This is a genomic window from Caloramator sp. CAR-1 (genome assembly GCF_030546345.1).
Classification (GTDB): Bacteria; Bacillota; Clostridia; order Clostridiales; family Caloramatoraceae; genus Caloramator; species Caloramator australicus.
The window spans coordinates 26602-47249 of the sequence record NZ_JAUONW010000016.1; the positions used below are offsets into that span (position 1 = coordinate 26602).

Consider the following 20648-nt stretch of genomic DNA (forward strand, 5'->3'; position numbering starts at 1 on the left):
TAATTATCATAAATTTAATATTAACATTTAAAAAAAATAATATCAAGAAAAATACTAACTTCGAATAACCGAAGTTAGTAAACTTACATAGGCAATGTTATCTTAAAAGTAGTTCCTTCTCCTACTTTACTTTCGACATCTATTTTCCCTTGCATGAGATTTACAACATGCTTAACTATCGCAAGTCCAAGTCCCGTTCCTCCTAAACTTCTTGATCTTGCTTTGTCAACCCTATAAAAACGCTCAAAAAGCCTTGGCAAGTGTTCTTTTGGAATACCAATTCCATTGTCAATGACAGAAATGATTACTTGATTCTTGCTTTTTTCTAATATAATTTTTACTTTTCCTCCCTCATTGGTATATTTAATCGCATTATCTAATAAATTAATTAGCATTTGCTTAAATTTATCTCTATCTCCGTGAACATAAATATCTTCACATTTTTTTTCTAAATATATTTCGATATTTTTACTTTCTGCCAATGGTTTCATAATATATTTAATTTCTTCTAATATTTCTATAACATTTAATTTTTCAAAATTAAGAGCATATTCTTTATTCTCTAGTTCTGATAAAGTTAAAATATCATTAATCAACCTCGTTAATCTTTCCGCCTCAATATTAATTATATCTAAAAATTTCTTACGAATATTTTCATCTTCTACATCCTTTAGTGTTTCAGCAAATCCCTTTATCGATGTTAAAGGTGTCTTTAATTCATGGGAAACATTAGCAACAAATTCTGAACGCATATTTTCAAGCATTTTCATTTTTGTTATATCCTGAATAACCATTAAAGTTCCAACATTTTCAGTATTTTTTTCACTATTTATCTTAATTATCTTTATTTTAAAATACTTTACATCAGGATACGAAACTTTTATCTCGATTTCATCCTCTAAATTTTGTTTAATTAATTCTTCCAATTCAAGATTTCTTATAACTTCAATGAAATGTTTGCCAGTAACATCCTCCTTGATATCAAACATTTTCTTTGCAGCAGGATTAATTAAAATTATTTTTTCATTGTTGTCAAAAGCGATAACACCATCTTCCATACTTTTTAATATTGATATTAATTTATTTCTTTTATCCTCTAAATCCAGTATTGTTTCCTGTAATCTTGCAGCCATTATATTAAAAGCATGTCCAAGCTTTCCTATTTCATCCTTGGTTTTTATCTTTATTCTTTTATCATAGTCCCCCATTGATATTATAGTTGCTATTCTTGTAAGGTCTCTTATTGGTTCAATAAATTTACCTAAGAAAATCCAAGCAAGTAAACTAGACAAAATTAAAGCAATTAATATTGTTACTAACAGAAAGTATATAATATTATGCTGCATGTATTTAATCAAATCAAACCGCATTGCTAATCTCATAATACATATTTTGCCATTATAATCAAAACGCTTTGCATAATAAAAAAGATTTTGATTTATAGTTGAGCTTTTTCTTAAACTTATTCCTTTACCATAATAAATAGCATCTAAAAATTCCTTCCTGTTCTTATGATTTTCCATTTTAAAACTTTCTACATCTGAATCCCCTAATACCACACCATCATTTCTTATTATAGTAACCCTTTTATTGGTAGCTCCTTTAATTTTTTTAGCTAATTCATCAAAATTATTAATCTTTGAATATTGCACAAAATCTATAGCTAAATTAGCTTGATAATCCAATTCATTTTCAACAGTATTTATTAACAAATTTTTTGTATAGTAATAAAACAAAAAACTAATAAAAGATATAGTTGTTATTAAAATAGTAGTAATAAAAACTAATAACTTCTTTCTCATTCAATCACCTATTCTTTAAATTTATATCCTATTCCCCTCACAGTTTCAATATATCTAGGATTTTTATCATCGTCTTCAATCTTTTGCCTTAAATGTCTTACATGAACGTCAACGGTTCTTGTCTCACCATAGTATTCATATCCCCACACTTTATCCAGCAAAAAGTCCCTTGTTAAAACCTTACCTTTATTTAAAATCAAAAGTTTCAAAAGTTCAAATTCTTTTAAGGTCAGTTCTATTTTTTTGCCATCTTTTAAAACCTCATGTTTATCAAAATCCAATTTTAAGTCATGAATTTGAACGACATTCTTTTTTTCTTCTTTGCTATTTCTTCTTAATACTACCTTTACACGGGCCAATAATTCCCTCACCGAAAATGGTTTTGTTATATAATCATCAGCACCAAGCTCTAAACCTAAAATTTTATCAAACTCTTCGCTTTTTGCTGTAAGCATAATAATGGGTATATTGGATATACTTTCATTCTTCTTTAATTCCTTACAAACATCAAATCCATCCATCTCAGGAAGCATTATATCAAGCAAAATCAAGTCTGGCTTTTTCTCAATAGCTAACTTAAGTCCTTCCTTCCCATTTAATGCATAAAAAACCTTGTAACCATTTGTTTCCAAGTTATACTTTAATAATTCAATTATATGCAGTTCATCATCAATTAAAAGTATTTTTTCTCCCGCCATAATATCACTCCTTTATTTGTATAATATTTAGCTGTCTACCAGTCATAGTTCCATCCCTTCTATAGGAATAGAAATCATTTCTGCACATAGTGCAAATTAAACTTTCATAAATATTTTCTTCTAAAATTCCTGATTCAATAAGTTGTTTTTTATTTTCCTCACTCAAGCTTATATAAAATTTTTCGCCTTTATTTATTAAATTGAAAAATACGCCTAAATCTTCCTTAACTTCATAGCAGCATAGTCCTATTGATGGTCCTATAGCAGCAATTATATCATTAGGGATACTACCAAAATACTCTGTCATCCCTTTAACAACCTTTGTTACGATTTTAAGGGCAGTCCCCTTCCATCCAGCATGCACAGCAGCTACAATCTTCTTTTTTTTATCCACTAAAAAAATTGGGACACAATCTGCTGTAAATATCACAATTGGAAGGTTTAATTCCTTTGTAATTATTGCATCTGCTTCTGTCCCAAGTATATTTTCTCTATTTTCATGAGTCACAATAATTACTTTATCTCCATGAACCTGTTTAGTAAAGACTAAATTATCTGCATTAAAATTTAACTTAAATATTTTTTCAATAACAGCATCAGGTATTCTTAAATCATTACGCATTAAACTATACTCGTTAAAATCAATACCAAAATATTTATTTGTAAAAATATGATTTATAAATCCTAATTCTATAAAGGCTTTGACTTCAACTCCTTTATCTGAATAAATAAACATAATAACACCACCATCAATTTCTTTATAAATATTTTATCATAAAAAATAAAAGGATTCAGCATAAAGCTAATCCTTATTTTCACTTAATAGTTTTTGTAATTCTTCTAAAAAAGTATTAATATCTTTAAATTGCCTATATACCGAAGCAAATCTTACATAAGCTACATCATCCAACTCTTTTAATTTTTTCATAACAAGCTCACCGATCAAACTGCTTTCTACTTCTTGTCTCATTGTATTATAAACTTGTTTTTCGATTTCATTTGCAAGTTCCTCAATCTTTGAAATCGATATAGGTCTTTTTTCGCACGATTTTAAAACACCAATTAATATTTTTCTTTTATCAAAGGGTTCCCTTCTACCATCCTTTTTTACAACATAAACAGGTATATCCTCCACCTTTTCATAGGTAGTAAATCTTCTATTGCAATTTAAGCATTCCCTTCTTCTTCTAATTGATGTATTATCTTCAGTTGGTCGTGAATCTAAAACCTTAGTCTCAACATGATTACAAAATGGACATTTCATTTCCTTCATCTCCATCGTATAACTTTTTATTGATAAATTATAGCATCATTTTTGTTTATTGTCTATTATTCTTCACTGTTATCCTGTAAGAGATCTATTAAAATCACATCTACCCCTATAGTCTTTACCTTGTTCCAACTTATCAAGATTTCATCCCTTTTTTTAAAAAAGGACAAAAAAGCATTTTCTGGGGGAATAACAATATACTCAATTCTTTCTAAATTATCGTCAAAAATAAGATCACTTATAAAGCCTAATCTCTTACCCTTATTGATATCTATAACCTCCATCTGTCTTAATTCCGATAAAGTAACATGGACATTTTCTAAATTATCCCTCATAACTTCACCTCCTAAAAAATTATATGATATAAATAAAAAAAATATGGGTGTAATTTATAAACACCCATACTTTAAACAAATTTTCTCAAATGGTTCAAAGCTGACTTTTCTAATCTTGAAACCTGTGCTTGGGAAATTCCAATCTCTTCAGCTACTTCCATTTGTGTCTTTCCTTCAAAAAATCTCATCATTAAAATCGTCTTTTCTCTTTTATTTAATTTTTTAAGGGCTTGCCTAATTGCAATATTTTCTATCCAAGAATCATCATCATTTTTTGTGTCACTAATTTGATCCATTACATATATTGCATCTCCTGCATCATGATATATAGGTTCAAATAAAGAAACAGGATCCTGAATAGCATCTAGCGCAAAAACAACTTCTTCACGGGGAACATTTAGCTCTTTTGCTATTTCAGAAATTGTTGGTTCTTTATTGTTTTCCGAAACCAATTTATCCCTAACCTGTAAAGCTCTATAGGCAATATCCCTTAATGATCTGCTAACTCTAATAGAGTTGTTATCTCTTAAATATCTTCTTATCTCACCAACAACCATAGGAACAGCATAAGTTGAAAATTTTACATTCTGATCTATATCGAAATTATCAATTGCCTTAATAAGCCCAATGCATCCAACTTGGAACAAATCATCTACATTTTCTCCTCTATTATTAAATCTTTGAATAACACTTAGAACTAGCCTTAAATTTCCCTTTATAAACTTTTCCCTAGCTTCTTTATCTCCTTGTTTCATTCTCGTCAACAATTCTTTCATTTCTTCATTTGTAAGAACAGGCAGCTTTGAAGTGTTTACTCCACATATTTCAACTTTGGTGTTTGCCATAGCGATGCTTCAACTCCTTCGGTTAATTTTGTATTATAATTATTCCCGAAGGATATTTTTTTTATTCTTTTCATAAATTTACAATAAATTTATAATTTAAACCATTTTAGTTATTTCCTTTTTTAATCTTTTAATTATTCTTTTTTCAAGCCTTGAAATATAGGATTGTGAAATTCCTAATATATCTGCGACCTCCTTTTGTGTTTTTTCTCCTTCACCTTTTAAGCCAAATCTTAGTTCCATTATTTGTCTTTCACGCTTACTTAGTCTATTTATTGCATTCATCAATAGTTGTTTTTCTACTTCGTCCTCTATATAATGATAGATTAAATCATTATCAGTTCCTAATATATCTGAAAGCAATAATTCATTACCATCCCAATCTACGTTTAATGGTTCGTCAAAGGAAATTTCACTTCTAACCTTACTGTTTCTTCTTAAATACATTAATATCTCATTCTCTATACATCTTGATGCGTATGTTGCAAGTTTTATTCTTTTTGTAGGCTCAAAGGTATTAACAGCCTTAATTAATCCTATTGTTCCTATGGATATCAAATCTTCTATACTTACTCCAGTATTTTCAAATTTTTTAGCTATATATACAACTAATCTAAGGTTTCTTTCAATCAAAACATCTTTAACTTTGTAGTTGCCATTTTTTAATTCTTCAACCAACTTATTTTCCTCTTCATTCGATAAAGGTGGCGGTAAAACATCGGCTCCCCCGATATAATACACAAAACTTCTTCTAAAAAATTTATTCATTATGAAATTAACAAATTTTATCAATAAATTAATTATAAAATTTATAATGCCCATAACATTTCCCCCTATCTTATAATTTCTGGAAAAGCTAATGCATCAAAAATTCCCTCTTGAGATAATGGAAGATGATAAAATGTCATTATTACATCCTCTAAAACCTTTAAGTGTCCTTCCTTTTTAACTATTAACTTATCTATTTTTATTCCTGTTATTAAACCGTTACTGATTCCTATTGCATTATATGGTATAACTCTTATCCTATTTTTGTATTTTGAATTTAAAATGCATTTAACAAAGTCTTCATAACTTTTAGATAGATTTAAATTATGATATAAATCATTAGGCAATAAATCCTTTAAAGCCTTATAATATACTACAATTACAGGATCCCCTGAGAGTGGATCCTTTAAATTATTTCCGGTATCAATAAGTGCCTTAATATTCTGGTGTTTTTTGTCTAAAAATATCTCTAAATCAACAATAAAATTGTTATCAAAAAAATATGAATCGATGTAATCAAAGGCTATTTTAGAAAATACTATTCCCAATAGACTTCCAATAATCAAATAAATTTGTGACATTCTATTCAACAAAATGACTCCATTAATATTATTAAGATCCCCATGTGTCAAATAAAAGATAGCCATTATACTTCCACCTATGAGAAAAGTTTCTAAATAGAATAAGAGGACCAGTTTTATTACTTCCCGGAATGTATAAGGAAGAAATGCAATTACAATCATCAACAATGAGACTAGAATTTTCATTGACAAATTAAGATAAATTTCCATACTTGGCATTAAAATAACTAAAACATACAAAGCCCCAATAAGTGCACTTAATAACAATCTCCAGATAGGTGCCTTTGACCTTACGAGACGTTTAAGGAGATAAAGCAGAAAATAATTCATAAAAAGATTTTCTATAAATACTATATCGATATATAGAATATCCCCCATATTCACCCTCCAAACCTATTTATTATAATTATAAAACCTTTAGTCCTTTCTTTTTGTCATTTCATAATACTATAAATACACAATTTCTCGTCAAATTATTACTTTTTTTACTTTATTTTGTTTTTTTTACAAAATAAATAACGGTATTAACCATAAGTTAATACCGTTATTGTTAGCACTGTTTACCTTCTTTTCTGATTTCTAATAAAGGGTGGCAAATCGAGATCTTCATCATTTATATCAATATCCATTTTAATTTTTAAAGGTGAATTTTCTTGTTTATCTGCTGCCACTTCTTTGTTGCTTAATCTTGTGTGTTCTTCGAATCCAGTTGCAATAACCGTTATTCTTATTTCATCTCCTAAAGTATCATCTATTACAGCCCCAAATATTATATTCGCATCAGGATCCGCAGCTTGTCTTACTTGATCAGCAGCTTCTGCTACTTCAAACATAGTTAAGTTAGAGCCCCCAGTAATATTTAATAATACTCCAGTTGCTCCATTTATTGTTGTCTCCAACAATGGACTTGATATAGCTTGTTTTGCAGCTTCAATTGCCCTTCCTTCTCCAGAAGCTCTACCGATTCCCATATGAGCTAATCCTTTGTTAAGCATTATAGTTTTGACATCAGCAAAGTCTAAGTTTATTAAACCAGGAACAGTTATTAAATCCGATATACCCTGAACCCCTTGTCTTAAAATATCATCTGCTATCTTGAAGGCTTCAGTCATTGGTGTCTTTTTATCAACAACCTGTAGTAATCTATCATTTGGAATCGTAACTAATGTGTCAACCTTTTCCTTTAACTTCATAATTCCTTTTTCAGCGTTAAGCATTCTTTGTCTTCCTTCGAATATAAATGGCTTTGTAACAACTCCAACTGTTAATATCCCCAATTCCTTTGCAATCTCAGCAACTACAGGTGCTGCACCTGTTCCTGTTCCACCACCCATACCAGCAGTAATGAAAATTAGATCAGCACCCTTTAGAGCTTGAGTTATTTGCTCTATGCTTTCCTCAGCTGCTTTTTGGCCAATTTCAGGATTTGCCCCTGCACCTAATCCCTTTGTTAATTTATCGCCAATCTGAATTTTTGTTGTTGCTTTAGAATAATTAAGAGCTTGTCTATCAGTATTAATTGAAATAAACTCTACACCCTTTAATCCAAATTCAATCATCCTATTTACTGCGTTGTTTCCACCACCACCTACTCCTACAACTTTTATTTGAGCACCGGCATCTACGTTGAATTCAAAATCTAGCACAATAATACCCCCTTTGTTAATTAAAAGAAATCTGCAAAAAATTCCTTTACCTTTTCAATCCAATTTGTTTTGTTTTCTTCTGTTTCATCAATTGAAGAACTTTCTTCATTCTCTTCTAATACTCTATTTATTTTTTTAGAATCAACATGAATTGTGCTGTTTTTCTTTTGTTTTAATACATACATCGCTATTCCTGCAGAAGCTGAATATGTAGGATTTGCTACCCCTATATAATTAGGATATCCAAATCTAACAGGGATATCAAAAAAGTCTTGAGCATAATCTTGAATACCCTTAATATTAAATAATCCTCCACCCGTAATTACAATACCAGCACCAAGATGATTTAGCAAATTATTTTTCTCTAATTCACTTTTTATCAAATATAACATCTCTTGAATGCGGGCTTCCATAATCTCTACTACATTTATTACTTGGATTTCCTTTTCACCTTTACCTGCCACGTTACTTATCTTAATAATATCATCACTTTTCACTAATTTTGTTGAAGCAGCTCCGTATTGTCTTTTTATTTTTTCAGCATCGCTAAAGGTAATTTTGCATATCAAAGAAATATCGCTAGTTATATGATTTCCTCCAACTGGAATAAGTTTGGAAAATACTAAGGTTTTATTTCTAAAAACTGAAATATCCATTGTTTCTGCACCAACATCTACTAAAGCTACTCCAAGTTCTCTTTCATCATCATTTAGGACTATCGTCGAAGTTGCTAATGGTTCCAATACAATGCCATCAACATTTAAACCTGCTTTTTGAACTGTTCTAATTATGTTTTGAACATTAGTCATAGATGCAGCAACTAATTTTGCATCAACTTCAAGTCTTACTCCAACCATACCAACTGGATCCCTTATTTCATCATATCCATCTACTATATATTGTTGAGGTATTATGTCTATAATTTCCTTATCAGGTGGAAGAGCAACAACTTTAGCTGCTTGTATTACCCTTGCAACATCTTCATTTGTTATTTCCTTATCCTCCCTTGAAACAGCTATAACTCCTCTATTATCTATTAATGTCGTGTAACCTCCTTTAATATTAACAAAAGCCGATTTTATTTTAATATTCGACATCTGTTCTGCCATCTCAACAGCAGTTTTAATGGCTTCTACTGTTGCATCTATATCAACTATTACTCCTTTCTTGACACCCTTGCATTCGGAGGTTCCAACACCTATTACATTAAATTGTTTTTTATTTATTTCTGCAATAACTACGCTTACCTTCGAAGAACCAATGTCAAGTGAGACTACTACATTGTTCATTCATTAATGACCTCCTTAAATCTCGTTTTATGTCTATTTATATAAATTCAACACAAATCATTAATTTCCTTTTTATTCAGCATAAAAATTATTTAGAAATTTTAATGTATTTTGGAACAGTCTTCCTATTGTAACCTGATATTTTTATACTTTTTTCTTTTACTATTCTAACATACAACTGGCGAAATTGTAATTCCTTTATTTTGCTATCTGGCATAGTCATCGCAAAATAAAGAGCATCCGGATCGCCGATAGCTAAAATTTCAAAGGGTGGAACAATATATTGATTATTTATTTTAATAATTGGGCCCTCACAAGTAACTTCAGAGGTTGAAATTATTCTCTGGCCATTAACTGAGATAGCTTCAGCACCAGCATTCTTCAAATCATATATAACATATAAAATATCACTATTGTGTGTAATATAATCCAATATATTGTCATCAGATATATCGTAGTTTCTATTATCATCAATAATAATCCTAACTCCTGGCCCCTCAACATCACAAAAACCTGAAAACAGTCTAACATCATCTAATTCATTTTTCATTGTCATCAATACATTTTGAGTGATTCTACTGCTATTTTGATATTCTATTAACTTTTGTTGCATATTTTCAATATCTTTATTTAAGATGCTTATTTGATTCTTTAACTGGTTTAGTTCTAAGTTTTTTCTCTGAAACTCCTTATAAGTTAAAATTAGTGTAGGTTTAAATGGATTCGTTAAAATAAAAGAAGTTAAAATAATTCCGCACAACACTCCTAATGTAAGAAGGAAAATATTTTTAACATTAAGCCTCATCATTTTTCCTCCTTACATGTTTCCCTTCCTTAGCCATGTCAATTATTTGCCTTCTTATAATTGCAAAGTTATTAAATAACCTGCTTCCAAATACAAATACTGCAGCAAGATAAATTGGGACATTTAATCTATCTCCTAAATATGCAAGAAGAGCTGCTATAATTACATTACCAAAAAATCCTGAAATAAATATATCTGATTGAAATTTACCTTCTAAAGATGCCCTAAAGCCTCCAAATACAGAGTCTAAAGCAGCAAGAATAGCTACAGGAACATAAGTTGAATATGCAGCTGGAATATCTACCTTTAGAAACATCCCTAAAATAATACCAATTATCAATCCAATTAATGGGATCAATTTATCACCTACTTCCTTTGAATATATTTATATTCAAGATTTTTATTATACTTTAAAATTTTTATTTTATCCGATCTTACAATTTTAATTTCAAATCCACCAATTTTTTTAAGAATCTCAATTATACTATCTGGCATTTTAAAAGCTCCTTCTAATATTGCAGGATCCCCTATTGCTTTAATAACAAAGGGTTGAGTTGGATCAAATTTGCTGTCATTTATCTTTATCGATAGCCCTGCCTGTCTTATCTGAGTTCTTCCTACAAACCTTTCATCATTTATTGATATAGCTTCCGCACCAGCTGAATTAAGTTCATTCACAATGTCAATTAAATCCTTATAATAAACCTGCGACGCCTGTTTGTTTGAAAGATCGTTTACTGGAGTTATTGTTATTTCAATTCCTGGTCCTTCAACATCTGTTAATCCCGATAGTAACCTTAATTGATCAAGCTCCTCCTTCATTTGGCTAGCAACTTTATTTGAGCTTGCTACGGATTTTTCAATTTCATCAATTTTCATTTGTAGCTCTTGTGTTTTTATTAATAATTCATCTCTTTGTTTTTTTAGGTCCTCTGTTTCTTTTACAAGGTTTTCAAACTGCCTTGTCGTATACTGATATCTCGGAGTTTTTATATATCTTAACTGATACGAAACCATAAACCCTAAAATAACACAAATAAATCCTATCCATAGCTGAGAAGATCGGTTGTTCATCTTTGATCTCCTTTCATTGTTTTTTAAAAACAGCTATTCCAGTTGAGGTTATCTCTATTACACCACTTTTATTATTAACAAGCTTGCTTTTAATTATAGTTCTGGCATACCCTAATTTATAGTCTAAATTACTGCAATCACCAACATCAATAACCAAATTATTTTTGGTTTTAAACTTTATGTTTTCAAGGTCCCTTAAATCAGCAGAAATAATTCCTAGCTCTTTAGTATATTCGCAAACCTTTAATACTTCCTTTAATGATTCTAATACATTTTTATCCTTTGAAACGTATTCGTTTGGAATATATTCCTTAACATTGATCCCTTCAATAATAAACACCTTATCATGTGGAAATGTATCGAGTGCTTGGACCATTCTACCTTCATTATCTATATTAACAAAGGAATTATTTAACTTAAGCACCCCTTTAATTTTCTTTTCTTCTATAGTAATTTCCAATGTGGCAGGCAACTTACGTTTTATTCTTACTTCTTCAATATAAGGGTTATTTTTAATATTTTCTGTTATTCTATTTTTGGATATTAAAAATATATTTTTTTCCAGAACGTCTGATAGTGCAATTATTTCTTCTTTTGAAACTAAGTAATTCCCTACAACATTTATCGACTTAATATTAAAAAAACTTGACTTTATTAATAAAAAAATAAATACAGCTATAAAGAAAATTAAAAAAGATAATCTTATAAGTTTTTTCTTGTTTTTTCCCATATTTAATCATCCTTTTTAACAAGTTCTAAAATTATTTCACAAATTTTATCAGCAGCATCTATTTTTGCAAATTTTTTAGCATTTGAAGACATTTTAGTTAATAAGTCTTTATTTTTGGCAAGGCTAATAACTTGCTGTGAAAAAACATCATCTGAAATCTGCGACTCCTTAATAACAATCGCAGCTCCATTCTGCTCAAGGGATAATGCATTATATTCCTGATGATTGTTGGCAACATTTGGCGATGGAATAAGTATAGAAGGTATTCCAAGGGCAGTTATCTCAGAAATAATTGTAGCTCCTGCCCTACTAATGATTAAATCGCAGGCTGTCAAAGCATCGTCCATATTATAGGCATATGGAATAATAATGATTCCCTCTAAATTGTTTATTCCCTTTTCTTTTAAGGTTCTTATAACCCTTTCATATTCTCTTTCTCCAGTTATAAATATTAATTGTATTTTTTCTTCTATTAATTTTGGAATTATATTTATAACAAAATCATTTAAACGACTCGCACCTCTACTGCCTCCAACAGCTAATACTGTAGGTTTATCCTTATTTATTCCCCATTTTTCTTTATTGCTTTCACCTATTTTCCTTAATATATTTTCTCTAATCGGATTTCCTGTTAAAACAACTTTACTTTTAGGGAAAAATCTTTCTGATTCAGAAAAAGTAATAGCGATCTTTGATACAAAATAAGACAATATTTTATTTGTAAGTCCGGGGATAGCATTTTGCTCATGGATAATTGTAGGGATTCCTTTTAAGCTAGCAGCTAAAACAACAGGACCGCAAACATATCCCCCAGTTCCTATAACGATATCAGGTTTAAATATATTTATTATCTTATTAGCATCAAAAAATCCTTTAAATACCTTTTTTATCGAAGATAAAGTTTTTTTAGAAAGCCTTTTATTCAATCCCTCAACCGTTATAAATTGAATTTCAAATCCCTCATGTGGAATTAATTTTTTTTCTAGCCCATTTTCTGTTCCAACAAATAAGACCTTTGCATCTGGATATTTTTGTAATATCTTTTTTGCTATTGCAACACCAGGGTAAATATGGCCACCCGTTCCGCCACCTGAAATTAGAACTCGCACCTTAATCACTCCATTCTACAAATCCCTCGAAATATTTAGAAGAATACCTAGAGATATCAACGTAAACAATAAAGAAGAGCCTCCATAACTAATAAGTGGCAATGTTACGCCGGTTACAGGCATTGAAGATGATACAACTAGTAAATTTATACTTGATTGAATTGCTATTAAACTCGTTATTCCTGCTGCCAAAAGCATTCCAAATCTATCTTTACAATTTATTGCAATTCTAATCCCTCTCCATATTAAAATTGTAAATAACAAAATAATAAAAAATACTCCAATGAATCCAAACTCTTCACCAATAATTGCAAAAATAAAATCGTTTTGAGCTTCAGGTATATAATAATTTTTTTGTCTTGACTGTCCAAAACCCACGCCGAAAAATCCACCTGCTCCTAATGCATATAAAGATTGTATAGCTTGATAACCATCGCCAAGGGGATCAGCCCAAGGATTAAGGAAAGCTGTGAATCTTCTCCATCTATAATCTGCACTTTTCATTGCAAAAAAGGCCACCACTGCCCCTAAAATTAAGATTACACTTAATTGACTAACTTTTGCACCGGCAACAAACAGCATAGAAAATGCAGTTGCCATAACAATTACAGATGTGCTCATATTGGGCTCAGCAATTATAAGTCCAGCAAAAATTCCAGACACTATAAGAACTGGCAATACACCTTGTAAAAATGTCTTAACCTTCTCTCCCTTTCTTGAAAGATTATCCGACAAATAAATAACTAAAATTATTTTAGCAAGTTCTGATGGCTGAATTCCAAGGTTTCCAAACCCAATCCATCTCCTTGCACCTTTTATAGGAGGTAAAAGCAAAACCACAACTAACAAAAATATTGTTATAAGCATGCCTAATGCTATTAATTTACGGTTTTTGTATATTTTATAATCAATTTTAGATGTAAAATACATAGCACCAATTCCTAAGGATGCCCATATAGCCTGTTTCCTCAAATGATAAAATCCATCATTATATAGTTCCTTATCGATATACATGCTGGCACTAAATACCATATTTATACCTATAGCAAGCAAAATCAGTATAACACCAAACAAAACATAGTCAAAGGGCTGTTTTTTATTCATATAAACCTCCTAAATACTAATTGCTAAAAAACCTATTAAACATAAAATAGCAGTAAAAATCACAAACCATGCCACTATCTTTGTTTCATGCTCGCCTTTTTGTTCAAAGTGATGATGTAAAGGAGCCATTTTAAATATTCTTTTGCCAGTCAATTTAAATGAAATAACTTGAAGAATTACAGATAACGTTTCAATAACATAGATTCCACCAACTATTACTATTATAAAGGGCATTCTGAGCAAAACAGCAAGGGCAGATATTGCACCACCCAATGCTAAGGATCCTGTATCTCCCATAAATACTTCTGCAGGGTATGCATTAAACTTTAGAAAACCAAGTAGGCTCCCTGCCAATGCACCACAAAATACAGATAAATCCTTTTGGCCTAATCCATAAGTTATTACTGAAAAAAATACGCTTACAATCAAGGTTACCGATGCGGCTAGTCCATCCAAACCATCAGTTAAATTAACTGCATTTGTTGTCCCAACTATAACAAAAACCATAAAAGGAATATACCAATATCCCAAATCAATAAAGAGATTTGTAAATGGAATATGAACTTTACTTCCTATCTGTGGATTTGTAAAAGCATAATAAGATAAAATCAAAGCTAATAAAATTTGTCCTAATAATTTTTGATATGCCCTAAGTCCCAAATTTCTTTTTCTTATAATCTTAATGCTGTCATCAAGCAATCCAATAAATCCATATCCGACGGTCGTTAAAAGAGCAATAAACAAAGCGCCGGAAAATTTATTTGTTATAGCTAAAACAGTTAGAATTAGGCTTAGAATAAAAATTATTCCCCCCATTGTAGGAGTTCCCGCTTTTTTAAGATGGCTTTTGGGGCCCTCCTCCCTAATACTTTGTCCAAATTTGAATTTTCTTAGGGCAGGTATTATAACAGGACCTAATAGAAGCGAAATTATAAAGGAAATTATCGTAGCCAATATTGTTATCTGCATTCTTTTCCCCTCTTCCTTTAAGATCTTTCGTTAAATTTCCTGTAATAATTCATTAACTATCTCCTTTTCATCAAAGTGAACCGTTTTATCCTTTAATATTTGATATGTTTCATGACCTTTTCCAGCTATAACAATGACATCATCCTTCTTTGCATTCATCAAAGCATACTTAATTGCTTCTTTTCTATCAACTATGATCTTATAAGGACACCCTGTTTTTTCAACACCTGGAATTATATCTTGTATTATTTGCTCTGGCTCTTCATTTCGAGGATTATCTGAAGTAATAATACAATAATCAGCAAAAGTTCCCGCAGCTTTTCCCATCAAAGGTCTTTTAGTTTTATCTCTATCTCCACCAGCTCCAAATAAAATAATTAGCCTTCCTTTTGTATATTCCCTTGTTGCCTTTAAAATATTTTCAATGCCATCCGGAGTATGTGCATAGTCAATTATAACAGTAAATCCCTGTTTTGCCTTAATTCTTTCACTTCTACCTGGAACTGATTTTAAAGCTTCGAGACCTTTTTTGATAGTATTTATATCAATTCCTAAAGACAATGCTGCAGCTGCACAACCTAATGCATTATAAACATTATATTTCCCTGGCAAATGCAGATTAACTTCAATTTCATTTGATTCATAGCATAACTTAAATTTTGTCCCTTCATCTGACATTGTTATATCTTTAGCATAAACATCAGCAACACTATCAATACCATATTTTAATATGTTCCCTTTTACATATCTTAAAGCTTCTTTTCCATAATCATCATCTATATTTATTATAGCATTTTTTGCCCTTTCAAAAAGTTTTAGTTTGGCTTTAAAATAATTTTCCATTGTTTTATGAAAATCTAAATGATCTTGAGTTAGATTTGTAAAGATTCCTGCCTCAAAGTCCACTCCATATACCCTTTCTAGTTCCAAAGAATGTGATGAAACCTCCATAACACAATAAGCGCAATTATTATCAACCATTTCTTTAAATAAACATTGCAAATCTAATGATTCTGGAGTCGTTCTCTTAGCTTCTATTATTTTATCTCCAATTATATTATAAATAGTTCCTATTAATCCTATTTTTTGGCCGTAAGACTCTAGTATACTTTTCATCATGAAAGTTGATGTGGTTTTTCCATTTGTTCCAGTAATACCTACAATTTTTATTTTTTCAGCAGGTTTTTTATAAAAATTTGATGATATAATGGCCATGGCTTTTCTCGTATCTTTAACCTTTACTAAGGTTACATCGCCAAAGATATTTATATCTTTACTTATAATAAGGGCTTTAGCTCCCCTATCCACAGCCTCCTGTGCAAAATGATGTCCATCAACTTTAAAACCTTCTATGCAAATGAACAAAGATCCCTCAGTGACATCCTTACTATTATAAGTAATATGTTTTATGTCAACATCATTTCCCACAAAAATACAACTATCTATTCCCGATATTAATTCACTTAATCTCATATTCTTACCTCCCTTTATCAAATTAAAAACGAAGTCATGCCATAAGGCATTGACTTCCTATTAATCTTCTGGAACCTCTAATATTATTTTAACTATAGTTCCTTTATTAACTTCAGTATTTGGTGAAATATCTTGTGAGGCAGCAATTCCATCTCCTAAAAATTCAACCTTTAATCCAATCTTTTCTGCAATCTCTATTATTTCCTTTTTAGTTTTTCCAGTAAAATCTGGAACAGCTACTCTTAAGTTTTTATTTTCTGATGTTCCAAGATATAAAGCTATTTTTGTATTTTCCTTTACTATTATACCAGGTTTAGGACTTATATCATATATAATTGTCCCATTTCCTTGAGTTTCATAGTCTAATTTTAATTCCTTCAAAGTTTTAATAGCTAGTTCTATGGATTTTCCTCTAACTTCAGGTATCATCACTTCCTTGGGAATATTCGTTGAAGAAATATTAGGCTGAACATTCATGTATCTTAAAACATCTTCAAGTATCTCCCTTGCAAGTGGTGCAGCTGTGCTTCCTGCATAATAATTTGAAGGATCAGGCTCATCGATAGACAAAAATATAACAACCTTTGGATCATCTATCGGAGCAATTGCAGCAAAGGATGAAATATATTTTCCAGGTGCATATCTACCATCTATTACCTTCTGAGCTGTTCCGGTTTTTCCTCCTATTCTATATCCTTCAATGTAAGCCTTATTTGCTGCCCCATTTTTTACAACGCTCTCAAGCATGAGAAGAAGTTTATTGGCCGTTTCCTTTGAAATTGTTTGCTTTAAAACCTTAGGCTCAAATTCCTTAACGACAGTTGTATTACCTTCGTCATCTGTCTTAACAATCCTTTTTACAAGATGTGGCTGCATCATCTTACCGTCATTTGCTATTGATCCTAATATTGTTATAAATTGTATTGGAGTGACTGAAATTCCTTGTCCAAATGATTCTGTCGCTAATTCCACAGGTCCAACTTTACTTACATCCCTTACCTGGCCTAAAGCTTCCCCTGGATAATCTATACCTGTTTTTTTCCCTAAGTTAAAAAGAGAATAATATTTGTGTAGTTTCTCTTTTCCAAGTTTTTGGCCTAAAATAACAAATCCAACATTACAAGAGTTTTCAAGTATATTTGTAAAATTTTGTATGCCGTGTCCCCTTGTCCTCCAACAACGAATAATTCTATTAGCTACTTTTATAGAACCGTTGCAGACAAATCTATCCTTCTCACTAACAATTCCTTCTTCAATCGCAGCAGCTGCAGTTAATATCTTTAAAACCGAACCTGGCTCAAAGCTATCATTAACTGTTCTATTTTTCCAAAGCTTCAATGCCTCTTCAACCGAACCCTTAACTGGATTATTAGGATCGTAATCGGGTTTATTTGCCATGGCAAGAATTTCTCCAGTTTTGGGATCCATTACAATTGCTGATATTTGCTTTGCTTTATATTCCTGCAACCCCTTTTCAAGGGCCTTTTCAGTATAATATTGAATATATTCATCTATTGTAAGGACTATATCTGAACCGTTTTGAGGTGGAACATAAGTAGCTAATCTATATGGAAGTTCCCTAAAGAATTTATCCGTCTCACCCATAAATCTGCCCGGAACTCCCTTTAATATATCATTATAATAATACTCTAGCCCTGCTCTTCCATTTCCATCAATATCAGTATTGCCAAGCACATGAGCTAAAAAATTGCCATTAGGGTAGTATCTCTTAGTATCTTCAGAAACTACTATCCCAGGCAATTTCAGTTCCCTTATTTTATTTCCCTGTTCCTTTTCTATTCTTCTTGCAATCGTTACACTTCCAATCGGCTGTCCATTTGACAATTTCTTATTAAATTTTGCTAATATAGTCTCCTTACTTATTCCTAATATTGGAGAAAGCTTTTCAGCAATCTCTTCACGGGTTATTTTTTTCTCCTTTTCAGCATCAAATATATCCTTCATAAAAGCGTCAACCCTTTCAACATTGCCGCTCACAGCCAAAGGGTTTCCATTTCTATCAAGTATCTTGCCTCTTTTTGCGTCAATCTTTATATCATGTGTCCATTGTTCAACTGCCCACTTCTGAAGCTTAGGAGACCAGATTATCTGAATGTAGGCATATCTTGTTACAATACCCAGCTGTAATAAGAATATAATTACTAATAACCATGCTGCTCTTTTTTTATTGATAATTGTAGTCTTTGGCCCTGTCAAATAGATACCCCCTAATTAATTAATCCCAATAATCTATAAATAAACGCCATTTTATTATTTGTTTTTTCATCTTCTTTATCTGCTATATTTAAAGGTGTAACCTCTAAATAGTGAACATCGCTTGGATGAGGAACTATCATGCCATATTTTTGAACAGCAATTCTATCTATATCTTTTATATTATTAAGTTTTGCAATTTCAACTCTCAAATTGTCATTTTCATCTTGCATTAATTTAATTTCCTTTTTTATGCTTCTAATCTCAGCATTTAATTTTAAAATATAAAAAAATCTTACTAATAATGCAAAGGAAATAAAAGAAATGAAAACAACAGTTATTACGAATTTGGCAAAGTTCTTTTTAGACTTCTTTTCAACTTTCTTAGATCTTTCTTGCTGTGCTTCTATAGTCTTTTTTTCTTCTAATTTATATGCAACAGAACCCCTCATATAAGCTTTATTGCTTGCCATTATCAATTTATTCACCCCTCAATTCATTTAGAACTTATAATTTTTCTGCTATTCTAAGCTTTGCACTTTTAGAACGGGAATTTTCCAAAAGCTCTTTCTCCGATGGAAGAACCGGTTTTTTAGTTATAACTTTTAATTCTGGTTTTTTTCCACAAACACAAAAGGGTAAATCTTTAGAACAACTACAAGGGTTTTCACGCTCTTTAAAGACATTTTTAACAATTCTATCTTCAAGTGAATGAAATGTTATTATGCATATCCTCCCTCCTGATTTTAAGACATCTATACAATCATATATTGCCTTTTCTAGTATTTGTAATTCTTGATTCACCTCTATTCTTATAGCTTGAAAAGTCCTTTTTGCTGGATGTCCACCTTCTCTTCTTGCCCTTGCTGGAATTGCATCTTTAATTATATCGACCAACTCAAAGGTCGTATCTATTGGCTTTACTTTTCTTCGTTTAACTATAAGATCTGCTATTTTTGATGCAAAGTTTTCCTCTCCATATTCTTTAATAATCCTTGTCAATTCTTCCTTAGAATATTTATTGACAACATCCCATGCCGTTATTGAATTATCTTTATTCATCCTCATATCCAATCTAGCATTATGCATGTAGCTAAATCCTCTTTCTGGATTATCAAGTTGATAGGAAGAAACTCCAAGATCTAACAAAACACCATCTACTTTATCTATTTCTAATTCATTTAATATTGACTTTATATTTGAAAAGTTATCATGAACAAAAATCACATTGTTATAATTAGACAGTTTTCTTTTTGAGTATTCTAAAGCCTCGATATCTTGGTCGATACCGATTAGCTTTCCATTTGATAATCTTTTTAATATTTCACTAGAATGTCCTGCTCCTCCTAGGGTTCCATCTACGTAAATCCCATCGCTTTTTATGTTTAAACCTTCTATACATTCATTTAACATAACAGAATAATGCTTAAACTCCATACACTTCACCTTTTCTTTTAAATTCCAAGCTCCGACATTTTTTCAGCAATTTCATTATAATCGATATTTTGGTCATTGTATTCATTCCACTTTTCCTTACTCCAAATTTCAATTCTACTTAATACTCCTATTGTTACTATCTCCTTTATAATGCCTGCATATTCAATTAAATTTTGCGGAATTAAAGCTCTACCCTGCTTATCGATTTCAATTTCTGCCGCACCAGAAAATATAAATCTTACAAAAGCCCTAGCATCCTTATTGGTTAACGGAAGGGCTTTTAATTTTTCTTCTAATTTAGCCCATTCATCCATAGGATATGCGTATAAACATCCATCTAGTCCCTTTGTCATAACGAATTTTGAACCTAGCTTTTCTCTAAACTTTGCTGGAATAATTATTCTGTTTTTTGAATCTAGGGCATGTTGATACTCTCCGATAAACATAACTATCCCCCGTTAACCACTTTACTCCACTTTCCACCACTACATTTATAATT

The 20648-nt window shown here is 30.8% G+C and carries 22 protein-coding genes; all 22 read right to left on the reverse strand.

Annotated elements, in window-relative coordinates:
* Positions 1–83: 83 nt before the first annotated feature.
* On the reverse strand, positions 84–1802 hold the full coding sequence (pnpS, locus tag Q3V94_RS04770; RefSeq protein ID WP_303525628.1) for a two-component system histidine kinase PnpS: 1719 nt from the start codon (positions 1800–1802) through the stop codon (positions 84–86).
* 8 nt (positions 1803–1810) lie between these two features.
* Positions 1811–2500, reverse strand: coding sequence for a winged helix-turn-helix domain-containing protein (locus Q3V94_RS04775; protein WP_008908645.1), 690 nt, complete (start codon positions 2498–2500; stop codon positions 1811–1813).
* A 4-nt stretch (positions 2501–2504) separates the two neighbouring features.
* Complete coding sequence (gene pgeF / locus Q3V94_RS04780) at positions 2505–3236, reverse strand: peptidoglycan editing factor PgeF (RefSeq protein WP_303525630.1); 732 nt, start codon at positions 3234–3236, stop codon at positions 2505–2507.
* A 66-nt stretch (positions 3237–3302) separates the two neighbouring features.
* Complete coding sequence (nrdR, locus tag Q3V94_RS04785) at positions 3303–3764, reverse strand: transcriptional regulator NrdR (RefSeq protein WP_008908643.1); 462 nt, start codon at positions 3762–3764, stop codon at positions 3303–3305.
* A 65-nt stretch (positions 3765–3829) separates the two neighbouring features.
* Entirely contained in the window at positions 3830–4105 is a 276-nt protein-coding gene (locus Q3V94_RS04790) for a YlmC/YmxH family sporulation protein (protein WP_008908642.1), read from the reverse strand.
* Between the two features lie 71 nt (positions 4106–4176).
* The gene (sigG, locus tag Q3V94_RS04795; protein ID WP_008908641.1) at positions 4177–4950 is read right to left on the reverse strand and encodes an RNA polymerase sporulation sigma factor SigG; all 774 of its coding nucleotides are present in this window, start codon (positions 4948–4950) and stop codon (positions 4177–4179) included.
* Between the two features lie 96 nt (positions 4951–5046).
* Positions 5047–5754, reverse strand: coding sequence for an RNA polymerase sporulation sigma factor SigE (gene sigE, locus Q3V94_RS04800; protein ID WP_051004394.1), 708 nt, complete (start codon positions 5752–5754; stop codon positions 5047–5049).
* Positions 5755–5783: 29 nt separating this feature from the next.
* Positions 5784–6677: a sigma-E processing peptidase SpoIIGA gene (gene spoIIGA, locus Q3V94_RS04805; RefSeq protein ID WP_303525632.1), complete on the reverse strand. Its 894-nt coding sequence runs from the start codon at positions 6675–6677 to the stop codon at positions 5784–5786.
* A gap of 182 nt (positions 6678–6859) precedes the next feature.
* Positions 6860–7945, reverse strand: coding sequence for a cell division protein FtsZ (ftsZ, locus tag Q3V94_RS04810; protein WP_008908638.1), 1086 nt, complete (start codon positions 7943–7945; stop codon positions 6860–6862).
* A gap of 20 nt (positions 7946–7965) precedes the next feature.
* Positions 7966–9234, reverse strand: a complete 1269-nt coding sequence (gene ftsA, locus Q3V94_RS04815) for a cell division protein FtsA (RefSeq protein ID WP_008908637.1) — start codon at positions 9232–9234, stop codon at positions 7966–7968.
* An 88-nt stretch (positions 9235–9322) separates the two neighbouring features.
* Positions 9323–10039, reverse strand: coding sequence for a DUF881 domain-containing protein (locus Q3V94_RS04820; protein ID WP_008908636.1), 717 nt, complete (start codon positions 10037–10039; stop codon positions 9323–9325).
* On the reverse strand, positions 10029–10397 hold the full coding sequence (locus Q3V94_RS04825) for a small basic family protein (RefSeq protein WP_008908635.1): 369 nt from the start codon (positions 10395–10397) through the stop codon (positions 10029–10031). The genes Q3V94_RS04820 and Q3V94_RS04825 overlap by 11 nt, the downstream gene beginning before the upstream one ends.
* Positions 10398–10405: 8 nt before the next feature.
* Positions 10406–11113 (reverse strand): DUF881 domain-containing protein, encoded by a 708-nt coding sequence (locus Q3V94_RS04830; protein WP_008908634.1) that lies wholly within the window; start codon positions 11111–11113, stop codon positions 10406–10408.
* 13 nt (positions 11114–11126) lie between these two features.
* Positions 11127–11843, reverse strand: coding sequence for a cell division protein FtsQ/DivIB (locus Q3V94_RS04835; RefSeq protein WP_008908633.1), 717 nt, complete (start codon positions 11841–11843; stop codon positions 11127–11129).
* Between the two features lie 2 nt (positions 11844–11845).
* Positions 11846–12952, reverse strand: a complete 1107-nt coding sequence (murG, locus tag Q3V94_RS04840) for an undecaprenyldiphospho-muramoylpentapeptide beta-N-acetylglucosaminyltransferase (RefSeq protein WP_008908632.1) — start codon at positions 12950–12952, stop codon at positions 11846–11848.
* 15 nt (positions 12953–12967) lie between these two features.
* A complete protein-coding gene (gene ftsW / locus Q3V94_RS04845; RefSeq protein ID WP_303525639.1) occupies positions 12968–14056 on the reverse strand; it encodes a putative lipid II flippase FtsW in 1089 nt (362 codons plus the stop codon).
* A 9-nt stretch (positions 14057–14065) separates the two neighbouring features.
* On the reverse strand, positions 14066–15025 hold the full coding sequence (mraY, locus tag Q3V94_RS04850; protein ID WP_008908629.1) for a phospho-N-acetylmuramoyl-pentapeptide-transferase: 960 nt from the start codon (positions 15023–15025) through the stop codon (positions 14066–14068).
* Positions 15026–15055: 30 nt separating this feature from the next.
* Positions 15056–16498 (reverse strand): UDP-N-acetylmuramoyl-L-alanyl-D-glutamate--2,6-diaminopimelate ligase, encoded by a 1443-nt coding sequence (locus Q3V94_RS04855; protein ID WP_008908628.1) that lies wholly within the window; start codon positions 16496–16498, stop codon positions 15056–15058.
* Positions 16499–16558: 60 nt separating this feature from the next.
* On the reverse strand, positions 16559–18715 hold the full coding sequence (locus tag Q3V94_RS04860) for a stage V sporulation protein D (RefSeq protein WP_303525642.1): 2157 nt from the start codon (positions 18713–18715) through the stop codon (positions 16559–16561).
* Between the two features lie 11 nt (positions 18716–18726).
* Entirely contained in the window at positions 18727–19191 is a 465-nt protein-coding gene (locus tag Q3V94_RS04865; protein ID WP_008908626.1) for a septum formation initiator family protein, read from the reverse strand.
* 28 nt (positions 19192–19219) lie between these two features.
* Positions 19220–20149, reverse strand: coding sequence for a 16S rRNA (cytosine(1402)-N(4))-methyltransferase RsmH (gene rsmH, locus Q3V94_RS04870; protein ID WP_008908625.1), 930 nt, complete (start codon positions 20147–20149; stop codon positions 19220–19222).
* Between the two features lie 17 nt (positions 20150–20166).
* Positions 20167–20595, reverse strand: coding sequence for a division/cell wall cluster transcriptional repressor MraZ (mraZ, locus tag Q3V94_RS04875; RefSeq protein ID WP_008908624.1), 429 nt, complete (start codon positions 20593–20595; stop codon positions 20167–20169).
* Between the last annotated feature and the right edge of the window lie 53 nt (positions 20596–20648).

What these genes read in the sequence shown, in the direction of transcription:
- pnpS (WP_303525628.1), bottom strand. Translation starts at nt 1,802, where the DNA reads ATGAGAAAGAAGTTATTAGTTTTTATTACTACTATTTTAATAACAACT.
- Q3V94_RS04775 (WP_008908645.1), bottom strand. Translation starts at nt 2,500, where the DNA reads ATGGCGGGAGAAAAAATACTTTTAATTGATGATGAACTGCATATAATT.
- pgeF (WP_303525630.1), bottom strand. Translation starts at nt 3,236, where the DNA reads ATGTTTATTTATTCAGATAAAGGAGTTGAAGTCAAAGCCTTTATAGAA.
- nrdR (WP_008908643.1), bottom strand. Translation starts at nt 3,764, where the DNA reads ATGAAATGTCCATTTTGTAATCATGTTGAGACTAAGGTTTTAGATTCA.
- Q3V94_RS04790 (WP_008908642.1), bottom strand. Translation starts at nt 4,105, where the DNA reads ATGAGGGATAATTTAGAAAATGTCCATGTTACTTTATCGGAATTAAGA.
- sigG (WP_008908641.1), bottom strand. Translation starts at nt 4,950, where the DNA reads ATGGCAAACACCAAAGTTGAAATATGTGGAGTAAACACTTCAAAGCTG.
- spoIIGA (WP_303525632.1), bottom strand. Translation starts at nt 6,677, where the DNA reads ATGGGGGATATTCTATATATCGATATAGTATTTATAGAAAATCTTTTT.
- ftsA (WP_008908637.1), bottom strand. Translation starts at nt 9,234, where the DNA reads ATGAACAATGTAGTAGTCTCACTTGACATTGGTTCTTCGAAGGTAAGC.
- Q3V94_RS04820 (WP_008908636.1), bottom strand. Translation starts at nt 10,039, where the DNA reads ATGAGGCTTAATGTTAAAAATATTTTCCTTCTTACATTAGGAGTGTTG.
- Q3V94_RS04830 (WP_008908634.1), bottom strand. Translation starts at nt 11,113, where the DNA reads ATGAACAACCGATCTTCTCAGCTATGGATAGGATTTATTTGTGTTATT.
- Q3V94_RS04835 (WP_008908633.1), bottom strand. Translation starts at nt 11,843, where the DNA reads ATGGGAAAAAACAAGAAAAAACTTATAAGATTATCTTTTTTAATTTTC.
- ftsW (WP_303525639.1), bottom strand. Translation starts at nt 14,056, where the DNA reads ATGAATAAAAAACAGCCCTTTGACTATGTTTTGTTTGGTGTTATACTG.
- mraY (WP_008908629.1), bottom strand. Translation starts at nt 15,025, where the DNA reads ATGCAGATAACAATATTGGCTACGATAATTTCCTTTATAATTTCGCTT.
- Q3V94_RS04855 (WP_008908628.1), bottom strand. Translation starts at nt 16,498, where the DNA reads ATGAGATTAAGTGAATTAATATCGGGAATAGATAGTTGTATTTTTGTG.
- rsmH (WP_008908625.1), bottom strand. Translation starts at nt 20,149, where the DNA reads ATGGAGTTTAAGCATTATTCTGTTATGTTAAATGAATGTATAGAAGGT.
- mraZ (WP_008908624.1), bottom strand. Translation starts at nt 20,595, where the DNA reads ATGTTTATCGGAGAGTATCAACATGCCCTAGATTCAAAAAACAGAATA.